At 57.5% G+C, this 13,490-nt stretch carries 2 protein-coding genes; both read left to right on the forward strand.

All coding sequences use genetic code 11. The annotated features are described in order from the left end of the window. Positions 1–344: 344 nt before the first annotated feature. Positions 345–12,266 (forward strand): S8 family serine peptidase, encoded by an 11,922-nt coding sequence (locus Enr13x_RS03070; protein ID WP_145384637.1) that lies wholly within the window; start codon positions 345–347, stop codon positions 12,264–12,266. A gap of 262 nt (positions 12,267–12,528) precedes the next feature. Then, a complete protein-coding gene (locus Enr13x_RS03075) occupies positions 12,529–13,470 on the forward strand; it encodes a sugar phosphate isomerase/epimerase family protein (RefSeq protein WP_145384638.1) in 942 nt (313 codons plus the stop codon). Positions 13,471–13,490 lie beyond the last annotated feature (20 nt).

Below are 13,490 nucleotides of genomic sequence, written 5' to 3' on the forward strand. Positions count from 1 at the left end.
TGTCGCGTTCCGCGTCTTTTCTAAGCTGCTCCGAGTACGACGGCCCTTCCGGGCCGTCGGTCTTAGCTGGACGGTCCCTCAAGGCCAGGCACCAACGCATGCCACCAAACCAGTCGCGTCCCCGGCGCCGAATCGTGGTTCACCAAATCTTCGCACCGACGCGGCGAATCCCACAAAATACTGAAAAATAGTCCACCCCTTACTACACCGAAACTTGGTTTCTTCTATGATCTGCAGAGCCGCAGGTTCCTAGGGGGAGCGACTGGCCACCCGGCCGGAGTCGTTGGTTACTGTGCGCGAGTCGCCACAACCAACCATCACTTGACCGGGAAAGCAAACTGGCCATGGGAATCTCGTACCCCAAATCCAATTCAAACGAGAAACGTTGTCGATCCTTACGATCAACGTCCAAACTGGCAAGCGGAAAACGGCACCGGCTGAGACTGCAGCTAGAGCAACTCGAATCACGCCACTTGCTCGCCGGCGACATCGACCTCGCACCAGATCTGTCGCCGCAGTCAGCCGTGCCCCCGGCGCCGATCAGCTGGTTCGAATCCTTTGACGATGTTTCGCGAATCGAGTTCGAGTCGCTGGCCGAAGTCGATCCGATGTACCCCGACGGATTCCAAGGTCCACGCGAACTCGCCGCCGGTGAATGGATCGTCCAATTGACAGAGTCAGCCGCGAGAAAGATACGTGTGCTGCAATCGGCCGACGAGATCTTGGACGATGCCACAAACGACTTCACCATCATCGCCGGGCTCGGCTCCGAAGGCCTGATCCTGGTCCGTGGCGAAGGCGTCTCCGCGGCCGACATTGAATTGAATTTGGGACGCAACGGTTCGGTGCAATCATTCGGCCTGAACTCGCTCATCACGGGGCAAGCGACCGCGCCGAACGAATCGGATTTTGCTGCCGGTTTGCTCGGCGGGTTGACCACAATTGGTGCGGAGGCCGCCTGGGACGAATCGATCGGGGACATGCAAACGGTCATCGGCGTGGTCGATTCGGGGATCGATCTGGATCATCCCGATCTGTATCTGAACATCTGGTTGAACCAGGGCGAAATCCCGGCGAGCTTTAGGGACGATCTAGTCGATGTTGATGGTGACGGATTGATCACGTTTTATGATCTGAACAATTTGCAGGTGATCGATGGAACGATCTATGTCGCGTCCACCGTTGTACTCGACGGTGGCGGCAATCTCGTCTCGGGAGATTTGGCGACGGCCGCAGAGTTGACTTCCGCGACACCCTATGCCATCGGAGCCAACGCAGCCTATGTTCGTGACTTGGCCGGGGACCGGAGCGATGTGAATGGCCGGATCGATGCGTTGGATTTGCTCGCGGATCGAAAATGGTCGGACGGTCGCGATACAGATCTGAATGGCTTCTTCGACGATTTCTTTGGCGTCAATTTCCGCAGCGGCGGAGGCGACCCCTTTGCCGCCAACCAGCCCGACGACCAGCTTAGTCACGGCACACACGTCGCAGGAACCATCGGCGCGGTCGGTAATAACGCGATCGGTGTGGTGGGGGTCAACTGGCAGACGTCAATGATGTCGCTGCGAATTCTTGACAACAACAATCGCAGCGACGCGGGAGCGGGTTTGCGCGCGGTCAACTATGCCCGGATGATGCGCCAGCGACATTCCGTCGACGACGACAACCGCACCGTCCAAGGCGCCGACGTCCGCGTGCTCAACAACAGCTGGGGGCAACCGGGCGGCTACGAACCGGCGTTTGAAACAGCGATCAATCAGCTTGGTGACGAAGGCATCCTGTTTGTCGCCGCGGCAGGCAACGGTGACATCTTCGGCAACGGAATTAACAACGACCAGACGCCGTTTTTTCCGGCCAGCTATGATTCTGACAACGTGATCGCAGTTGCGGCAGCGACGCCCGATGGCCGACTGGCGACGTTCTCGAACTATGGAAATCACTCGGTCGACATTGCCGCGCCAGGAACCGGCATCCGCAGCACGCTCAAGGACGGCGGCTACGGAACCGCCAACGGAACCAGCATGGCGGCGCCGCACGTCGCGGGAACCGCGGCACTGATTTGGTCAGCATTTCCACAGGCCTCGTTGAAAGAGGTCCGCGCCGCGATGCTGAATGAAGCATCGGTTGATCCGTTCACAAGTGAAAACGTGCTGCTTTCCAGCGGCGGCCGGTTGAATTCCGCCAAGGCAACCAATGCAGATGTGTTCGCACCCTCGGCTCGGTTGATTTCCAAGCAGAACATCACGACGACGGGCGGGGCCACGACGGAGTTTACAGTCCAATACAGCCACCGCGACGGGATCGATCTCGACAGCATCGGTGACGACGACATCATCGTGGCCCGCCAATGGGGGCCGCAAGTCGATCTCCCGGTCACGCTCAAACCGGGCTCGAAAACGGTAACTCCGAGCGGCGTTCAAGCGACTTACGTGATGCAGGCCCCCGGCGGCGGCACGTTCACAAATTCCTCGTCTGTCGTGATTGACGACGGCCCCCCGAACACGGTGACATCGTCGATTCACATCGACGACATTTTGGACATCCCGTCCGCCATCGCCGTTTCGATCAATGTCGAACACACCTACGTCGGTGACCTCACCATCACATTGATCGCCCCAAGCGGTGCGCGGGCGATACTCGTTTCCCATCGTGGAGATGCGTCCGATCATTTTATCGACACGGTCTTCGACGATTCTGCGGCGACGTCGATCGCCAACGGCTCTGAACCCTTTACCGGGACGTTCAAACCGGAACAGAGTCTCACGCCACTGATTTCCTCTGGCATCTTAGGCACATGGACGCTTGAGATCGAAGATGCTGCGGATGCAGATGGCGGATCACTGCAAGATTGGACGCTTGACTTTACTCCCCGATGGGACAGCCTGGACTATGGCGATTACCTGATTTCAACGTCCGCGGACAGTGTGAAAGCAGCAGCGACCGGAGTTCCGATCGAAACGCGTGTGATCGGGGCGTTCAATGTTCGTATCGACGATGACCCGTCAGTGATCTACGTCGACTCGTACTCTGATTCACTGGAGAGCGGTTCGCTACGCGGAGCGATCCTGGCTGCCAATGCGGCGTCCCCCGCCGAGCGGACCATCATTCTCGATCCCGGGACCTACACCATCGCTCTCCCATCGACCGTTGACCCGGCATCCTCGTTCGGTGCGTCGCTTGATGGGCTCGGCATCTACAATCCCGGCGGCTGGTCCGATGCCGACTCCGGAGATTTTGACGTCGCAGGACACGTAACGATCATTGGGGACAACAACGACGAGACGATTATCGATGCCCAAGGACTGGATCGAGTTTTCAAAGTTCACTCCGGTGCAACTCTCGACCTTGCACGGTTGAAGGTCCAAGCAGGCATCTCACCGGCCGGTCAGGACGGCGGCGGAATCCTTTCGATCGGGAATCTGGATCTGTACCAAGTGACGGTAAGCGACAATCAAGCGCCTGGATTATCGCCAACCTACGGCGGTGGAATCGCAGCCTGGGAGGGGCATGTGACGCTCACCGAATCGTGGCTGACCGAGAACCAGGCGGATCGTGGAGGGGCGTTGTTCGTCAGCGGTGAGGCGTCCGGATTTGTCGAACGCAGCACCATGGACGATAACCAGGGCGGTGGACTGTATTCGCTTTCGTCGAATGACATTTCCGTCAGCAACTCGACTTTTTCGGCAAACGCCGGCGGCCTGGGGGCGATCGCCAACGGTTTTTACAACCTTTCGGATGCGACAGACCCCGTGATCAGCGGTGATGGAAACATTGTCGTTTTCGAGTCGGATGCAGACAATTTGGTCCCCGGCGATACGAACCAACTGAAGGACCTATTCGTCTATGACCGCTCGACCGGAATCACCGAACGGATCACTGACAACAACCATGCGGGGTTCGATTTTGGCTTCGGCGTTCTGGATGATTTCTTTGCTGATGTTAGTGATGATGGCCGCTACGTTTCGTTTTCTTCGGAAGCGGACAACTTGATTTCGAATGACAACAATGAGTTTTCCGACGTCTATCTTTTTGACCGATCGACGAAATTGATTGAACGCATCAGCGTGACGGCATCCGGGGGCGAGGCGGACGGCGAAAGCAACTATTCGTCACTCAGTGCTGATGGCCGTTTCGTCGCATTTTCGTCCAATGCAGAAGGATTGATTCGGGGAGAGGATAACCCGTTTGGAGGCATTTATGTCCTTGATCGTTTCACAGGAACACTTGAACTAGTCAGCGTCTCCGCTGCGGGAGAGGCGGGAGACAGTTGGAGCAGTAAACCGTCGATCAGCGCCGATGGCCGCTACGTTGCCTTTGAATCGGCTGCCACGAACCTTGTCCCGGCAGATTCCAATGGGGTGATTGACATCTTTGTCTATGACCGCTCAACACAGACCATCGAACGGGTCAACGTGGATGGCGCCGGAGTCGAAGCAAATGGAAAAAGCGAACTTCCCGACATCAGCGATGACGGACGATTTGTGACGTTCGAGTCCGCAGCGACGAACCTTGTCGCCGGCGACACCAATGAACGGGATGACATATTCGTTTATGATCGGCTGCTCGATGCGATGGAGCGAGTCAGCGTAAGTGAAACGGGCGAAGAAGCGGAGTATGGCGCAAGAACACCAACAATTAGCGGTGACGGTCGCTTTGTCACGTTTGCATCATCATCGTCAACGCTGTTGCCTCGGGACGAATTCGGCGTGCACATCTACGTGTACGACCGATCGACGTCGACCGTTGAACGGGTCAGCGTCAACGATGCTGCGGTGGATGGAAACGACTGGAGCGACGATCCGTCAATCAGTGCCGACGGACGTTTTGTGACGTTTCAGTCAAAAGCCAGCAATCTTGCGCCCGGCGACAGTGGCACCAGCACGGAGGACGTCTTCGTATTCGATCGAGACACGCGAACCGTCACGTCGGTGACCTATCGTCCATCGCCATCGAAGATTGACGTGATTCACTCGACGATCGCCTACACGTCAAATTCCGAGGTCAACCATTCGGTGGCCGGCGAAGTCACAATCAGTGAATCGTTGTTTGCCGCCAATCAAGTCATCAGCGACTTCGATGCATGTGCTTTGCCGGGAGCGGCGCAGAATGTTTTGTCGACGACATCGGAATCCAATCGGATCGCGCCCCTGACACGTCGTGGAACCCTGCCTCCAGTGCACCCCTTACTGGCCGACAACCCGGCAGTCGACTCGGCAGATTCCTCCGCAGACGGCAGTCGAGATCAACTGCGACAAGTCCGTGGCCATTCGGACTTTGGCGCGGTCGAGGCGGGCACAGCGTCGGTCGAAGGAACGGTGTACTTTGATCGCAATCGCAATGGCCGATTCGATCTTGACGAACCGGGGATCGATGGCATCTCAATCCATGCAAACGGGAGCACAAACCTAACGACAACCAGCGGTGAGAGTGACCAGAACCTGTCGCCACCGTTGGAAGCAGGCGGTTTGAGCCTGTCAGGACTGAATCCCGGCACGATCGACTTTATCGTTCAAGAAACCACCGGATGGTCTGTCCATACACCACCTTTGGCTTTGGCGCGAAGCGGAAGTATTCTGGGCAACGCTGACAGTACGACCTCTTCGACAAGCAATAACGGACTCTACACGGCCTTCGTTTCCGACGCTGACAACCTGGTCGCTGGAGACACCAATAGTGCTTCGGATATTTTTGTCTTTGACCGATTGAATGGAACGATCGAACGGGTCAGCCTGAATAACTCTGGAGCAGAGGGGAACGCGAGCAGCACCTCCCCGTCCATCAGCCACGATGGTCGGTACGTCGCGTTTGAGTCGGATGCCAACAACCTCGTGCCGGCAGACACCAACGACACTTCTGACATCTTTGTTTACGACCGATCAACCAAAACAGTCGAGCGTGTCAGCGTTGACGATTCAGGTTTAGAAGGCGATTCGTTTAGCAGCAATCCCTCGATCGCTGCCGACGGACGATACATTTCGTTTTACTCACACGCCGACAACCTGGTTTCGGGGGACAGCAACGGCGTGGGTGACGTCTTTGTTTATGACCGAATTGACAGCGAAATTGAGCGAGTCAGCGTGAGCACGACTGGCGCCGAGGGGAATGCTCGTAGCGGATGGCCTTCGTTGAGTGCCGACGGACGTTTCGTAGCGTACGAATCGACCGCGGACAATCTTGTGGCGGGGGACACAAATGGCCGCGATGACATTTTTGTTTACGACCGGTTGGCGGATGAAGTCCAACGTGTCGGCGTTGACAATACCGGCAATGAAGCAAACGACGACAGTGAACACGTCTCGATCAGCGGAGACGGCAGGTTCATCACATTCACGTCTGACGCGAGTGATTTGGTGCCAGGCGACGACAATGAAACGTCTGATATCTTCGTTTACGATCAGGCCACCGGGTTGATCGAACGAGTCGAAATCGGACAACGACTCGGCGAAGGCTACACTGGAAGCTACCATCCTGCACTAAGTGCCGACGGACGCTACATTGCGTTCCAATCGGAGGTTTTAGAATTCGATATTGACGACGCTTCGCTCGATTTCTCGTCGCGAATCTATGTTTATGATCGATCAGACATGGTCTTCGAACTCATCTATACATCAGGAACAGATTTAGAACTTTTCGCCGAGCCATACTTTCTCTCACTTAGTCCCGACGCTCGTTTCGTTTCGTTCGAAACTGCCGATGACATTCTGGTGCCGGGAAATTTCAATGCGTTTAAGAACATTGCCGTCGCCGCCAATCCGATTGCCGAACCTGGCCTGACGAGAAATCTTCGGGCCGGTGACGTATTGACGGGGTTGGATTTCGGCCTCGTTCCCGATCCCGGGTCGATCAGCGGCAGAGTGTTTGCCGACGATCTTATCTCCAACGAAGTTTACGACCCCGGGGAGTTTCTGGGGGTTGAGGCAACCGTCTTTCTCGACCTCAACCAGAATCGACAACTCGATCAGGATGAGCCCTCCACGATCACCGGTACCGATGGCCGGTACGAGTTCCCTGAGCTTGAGGCCTACCTCTCGTATACCTTGGCCGTGATCTCGATCGCCGGGTATGAACAAGTTGCCCCCAGTGCAAACGAAGACTTCTCTTGGGACATCTTCCTGCCTCCCGACGGTGCGATCACCGATCGCGACTTCGCGTTCCGCCCAGTGGAGGGTTCCGGACAGTCCAGTGCTTCCTCTGTCAGCGGTCGATTGTTTGAGGATACGAATGGCAACGGTCTGTTCGATACCGGCGTCGACGTCCCGTTGGCCAACACGCCGATTTACCTGGACGCCAACAACGATCGCAATCATACCGCCGGCGCCGATGAACCGATCGTGGATACCGCTGCGGACGGTACATTCATGCTCGACGGACTTGGGTCGCGAATCGTTTCGCTGCGAACGGAATTGAACGGAGACTTCGTACAAACGACTCCGCTTGGGAATGCCTTTGACCAACAATCGTTCGATCTGTTCGCTGGAATTGTCGCGTTTGATACGCCGAGCGAAGCGACCAGTGCGGATTTCAACCGCGACGGCTTTGACGATCTCGCCGTGTTGCTCAGCGATGGCAATCTACTGGCCATTCGTTTGAACGATCAGAACGGCGGGTTCGCGGCCAGCGATATCAACATCCCGCTGGGGCAGACCCAGGCGCTGCCCGGCACGTCGCTTCCGCTGGAGATGGTCGTCGGTCAGTTCAATCATGATGCTGCGGGCAAGCTGGATGTCGCGGTGGTTGGTCAGTCCGCGGGGAACGTGCTGATCCTGCTGGACTACGACAACCATTCGCAGGACTTCTTGACGCGTCGCTCGGTGCCGGTCGGGACAGCACCGATCAGTTTGACATCGGGCGACTTTGACAAAAACGGCTCGGTCGATTTGGCCGTCCTGAACTTCGGGACATTCACGCTGGCTCAAGCCTCGCCGCCGGTGTACGCAAAGATCGACGAAACATTTCAACTATTGCTCAACGACGGAACCGGCACGTTTGCGGCTCAAGCCGCAGTAACCGTTCCCGGCGACGACCCGGTGTCGATCGTCTCGGATGACTTTAACAACGACGGCAATCTGGATCTTGCCGTGCTTCACAAGTCTCCGACGTTCCCCAATTCTCCCTTCGGAGACGTGACGTTGTTCACCGGTAACGGAGCAAACGTGTTTGCCGAATCGCATCGAGAGCCCGTCGAAGGTGGCCCGTTGGAGATGGTCAGCGGTGATTTCAACGGCGATGGACTGGCGGATCTGGCCGTCGCAAACGTCAGCCAAAACACGCTTTCGATCGTCGCCGGTCGCGCCGACGGCACGATTATTCGCGAAACGGCACACCCGATCGGCACCGGTGAAAAAGGCGTCGACAGCATGGATGTCGCCGACATCGACAACGACGGTGACTTGGATATCGTGGCGACCCGACTGTCTGACGGCGGTGTCGCCGTGTTCCGCAACATCACCGACACGACAGCCAACCCGCTGGTCGTGAAGTTTGAGCCACTGGAAAGTTTCGGCGTCGCGCAAGCGTCCATCTTTGAGCGTGCGCCGATCGTGCTGGCCAATTTCGATAACGATACGTCTGGCCCCAACGGAGCAGGCACGATCGATATCATCGCAATCCCGAAATCGACCGCGACGGTGAACGTCTTACTGAACACGCTCGTCGATGGTGGACACCGGGTCGCACTCGATGGATTGAACACGATCAGCGACCTGAACTTCATCGTCACACCGACCGGCGACGTCGTGCCTCCAGTCGTAAAGAATGTTCAAGTTTCGGGTTCCGGTTGGATGTCTTCTTTCAAGTCCGCCGTCGACCCGGTGGACTTGCGCGGCGTCTCGCTGCCGGGGGCGGATCAATTGCGGGCGTTGCCGTGGCACAACATCGATACGATCGACGTCGAGTTCAGCGAAGACGTGCAAAACGCGACCGGCGGCATGGTCGATGCAGCGGACCTGACCTTGAACGGCGTCAACGTGGCCGACTACGAAGCTGCGGCTGGTTTTGGCATCACGACCAGTTACTCCGGCGGCGGTGGCGATGGGCCCTATCTGCTAACGATCAACCTGGCCGGAGCCGCCGACTTTGGGCCGGATCGCATCACACTCGGCATCGAGGATTCGATCGTCGATGCCGCCGGCAATCCACTCAACGGCGATTGGATCGACGGCGTTTCCACCACTTCCGGAGATTTGGCCGCCGGAGGGAATTTTGTGTTCCACTTCAATGTGCTGCCGGGTGACGTCGAGGGGAATGGAAGCGTACTCGCCCTCGACGTGTTGATGGTAAATCAAGGCCAATTCAAGTTTGCCGGCAATGTCGGCTATGACCCTCGCCGCGATATCGACGCCTCCGGAGGAGTTCTTTCCAATGACGTCGGATTGGCCAACAATCGGCAGTTTACGTTCCTGCCGCCGGAACCGGGCGCAGCCGCTACAAGCCAGGACGTGGGCGCCGGCGCGAGCCGGCTGATGTCGATCGATGCGGAAGGTGAATCTGCGGCACCGGGGTTGAAACTGTTTGGCGAAATGGAAACATTCACCGGGCCGGGAACCTACCAATTGGACTTCTATGTCGAAGCGGTGGGCGAAGCGGTCACGATCGCAGGCTTCAACGCGCCGCTGTTGATTGACGTGCCGGGGATCACGTTTTCAGGACTGGATTCCGCGTTCTCGCCCAACGCGGCCTTCAATCTCGAATTCGTCACGTCGTTGGGAACTCCCACCGTATTCGGTGTGGCGGGATCCACCGGGCCTGGGCTGCAACTCGATGCCGGACAAAGCGAAATTCTGTTCACGATCGACCTCGTCGTTGATCCCAGTGTGAACCTGGTTTCGGCAGCCGACGTCGTCAGCATCATCAGCGACGGCCCCTACGCGGCGGCACTGCAGTTTAACAACGCGGCGCTCGAAACAATTCAGAACGTCTCGATTGAGTCGGCGGCGCAGATCGTCGGGGTCGCTCCGCCGAGTGTTTCCCTGAACTCGCTGGCGGTCGATCCCGCCGACGTGCCGCGGGGGATTCAGCCCACATCGTGGAATACGCAACGGAGCCAGATCCGCGACATCGTGATCGAGCTGCAGACGCCGATCACGGGAATCCCCAGCGGTTCCATCACGTTGACGCATCTCGGTGTCCGGGATGCGGATCCCGACACCGAAGTTGAACTACGTTCCGAACAAGTGTCGCTCGATACGACGGGGACCGTGATCTCCATTTTGCTCGACGCGAATCAATTGGCCGACGGTCGGTACCAATTGGATTTGTCGGCGGAGATCACCAGCGGTTCGGCATTCACGTTGGCAGGCGATGATCAAAATCGGTTCTTTGTTTTCCGTGGCGACTGGGACGGGAACAACAGCGTCGACCTGCGAGATCTGGCTACCTTGGTGTATTGGTACGGCGAGACGACGGGCGTCCCCGAGTATGTCGACCATGACGGCAGCGACGGCATCACGATCGAAGATCTCGCCGGATTGGAAGCCAACTTCGGCACGCAGCTCGATGTCCCGGGCATGACGGACGCTGTGGACCCGGGATTGACCGACGCCGAGGCACTGCAGCGAGCGAAAGCGACGATCACCAATCCCTCGGATGTCAACGGCATTGATGGGGTCTCGCCGCTGGACGCGTTGAACGTGATCAATCGACTTGCGATCCAGGTCGCCGCTGTGACGGATTGGAGATTTGACGTCAATCGTGATGGGAGTATCAGCCCTCGCGATGCTCTGTTTGTCATTAACCTGATCGCGACATCGACTGCGGGGGTTCAAGCAGCGGGTGAATCGACCGAGGCTGCCACGGTGGTGCTGGATTTGGTGGGCCAGCGTCAATTGTTTAGCGGTGCGGGCAGCTACACCTTTGATTTTACGATCACGGCCATCGGCGGCGACCAGACGATCACTGGTTTCAATCTGCCGCTCCGTTTTCCGGTCCCCGAAGTCACGTTCGGGGGAACGGTCGCCGACTTCACTCGCAACCCGGCCTTCAGCAATCACTTCGTCGCGCCGCTGAGCCAGGCCAATCATTTCGGCGTCGCGTCATCGAGTGGCGGCGACGGCCTGTTACTCTTGGAGGGGCAACCGGAAGTGCTGTTCAGCATTGATGTCGATGTTTCCGCGGCGCTCAATGTCTCGTCGATCATCGAAGTCGTGACCCAGGTCACCGAAGGCGTCGACGCGGCAGCACTGCAGTTCGTCGGATCAGGCATCCAAGTGATCGAGCCGCCAAACTTTGTGCGCGGTGCATTGCTCGCTCCGCCGGGGCCGCGGATCGAACTCAGCGGAGTGGTCGAAGAATTCACGGGTCCTGGTATGTACGCCATGGAGTTTTTGGTCGAAGCCGTCGGGGGACCGGTCACGATTACCGGCTTCAGTGCTCCGTTGTTGATCGATGTTCCGGGAATCACTTTCTCGGGCGATCAGGATGCCTTTCACCGCAATCCGTCGTATGATTCAGAATTCGTGACAGCACTTGAATCTCCCAATGCTTACGGCGTGGCGGCCTCGGCCGGGGTGGGGCCCGGACTGCAACTGCAAACCGGTGAGCGTGCCGTCTTGTTCACGATCGACTTGCAGGTCGATGCGACAGCGTCGATCGAGGCAGCGGCCGAGGTTGCGAAAATCATCACCAGTGGCGCGATCGCAAACAGTCTGCAACTGGCCGACCCGGGCGCGGAAGTGATCCCCGATGTCGTTGTCGCCTCGGCCGCGATCCTGGCCCGTGAGATCGTCCCGGCTGTGGCGATCAATGACGGATCGGCGCCGCGATCTCAAGTCACGTCATTGACGGTCGCGTTCGATGCGTTGGTCGATCACGATCAGCTTCAAATGGCGTTCCAATTGACGAACCTTTCTACTGGGTTGGTGGTCGGCAGCGTTCACGTTGCTGCGGCGGACCAAGGGAATCAAACGATCGCGACATTGACGTTTGATGGGGTCTCGACGATTGCCCGTGGCGGAATCGGGAATTCACTGGCCGACGGAAACTATCGCTTGGAGATTTTTGCCGGGCAAGTTCAATCGAGTAACGGACAACAACTGTTTCGCGACCAAGAATTTGGAGACACGCCGAGTGATCTCTTTTTTCGATTGTTCGGCGACACCGACGGAGACCGTGATGTTGATGGCCAAGACTACGGCCGATTCGGATTAAGTTTTCTTTCGTCCAGCGGGGAGAACGATTACAATTCCGATCTGGATTCCGACGGCGATGGCGACGTCGACGGCCAAGATTATGGCAGGTTCGGACTGAACTTCCTGCGGAGGCTTTGAAAGCAACACCGACACGTGCCGCGTGGCGTAAGCTTCTAGCGTGGCGTAAGCTTCCAGCTTGCGTTTTGGAAAGCTTTAGCTTGCCCCCTGCCGCACGCCAAGCCGTTGGCTTGCGTTTTGGCAAGCTTTAGCTTGCCCCCTGCCGCACGCCAAGCCGTTGGCTTGAGAAGCGGCAAGCTGGAAGCTTACCCCACTGCCGCACGCCAAGCCGTTGGCTTGCGTTTTGGCAAGCTGGAAGCTTACCCCACTTTGATCACCGACTATGTTTGAAATCAATCGGAGAACTGCTTTGGCCTCGTTGGCGTTACCCTTCGTTGCCAACCGACTGATCGCAGAGGACCGTGAATCCACGCCGACGATCGGATTTGGGTTTGGCACGTATGGCATGAAAACTCTGGAGACGGCTGAGGCGATCAGGGTCTGTGCGGAGATCGGGTACGACGGAATAGAATTGGCGTTGATGAATGGTTGGCCTACCGAACCAGCGTTATTGAACCAACGCGACCGGGCCGAGATTCGTCAGCAGCTTCGTGATCTGAAACTGTCGGTACCGTCGTTGTTAGAGAGTCTGCCTTGTTTGCGGACGGATCAGCAACACGCCGAAAACCTTGAGCGGCTCAAACGGGCGACGGAACTGGCGCATGACCTTGCCCCGGAATCTCCGCCGGTGGTTCAGTCGATCGTCGCCGGCAAGACGGATCGGTGGGAACAGACGAAGGGGCGGCTGGTGGATCAATTGTCCGATTGGGCCGAGGTCGGACGGGTAAGCGAAACGGTGGTCTGTTTTAAGCCCCATGCGTCGCACGCGGTTCACACGCCCGAGCGGGCGTTGTGGGTACATCACCAAGTCGACAGCCCGTGGCTGAAAGTCGTGTACGACTACAGCCATTTCTACCTGGAAGGCCTATCGTTGGCCGCGAGCTTAAAACAATTGCTGCCGATCACGGCTTACGTCCAAGTCAAAGACAGTCGTGGCACGCCCGCAAAGCACGAGTACTTGCTACCCGGCGATGGCGAGACCGACTACCGCGAGTTGTTGACGGTTTTGAAACACGCCGGCTATTCCGGATTCGTCAACGTCGAAGTCAGTTCACACGTCCATCGAAAACTCGACTATGAACCGATCGAAACAGCCGAGCTGTGCTATCGGCGTTTGGCACCGTTGTTTGAAACGCTGGGAATTCTCCGCCCCAAAGTGGCGTAAGCTTCCAGCTTGCGAAACCC

Origin of the sequence: Stieleria neptunia (assembly GCF_007754155.1) — a bacterium.
Lineage (GTDB): Bacteria > Planctomycetota > Planctomycetia > Pirellulales > Pirellulaceae > Stieleria > Stieleria neptunia.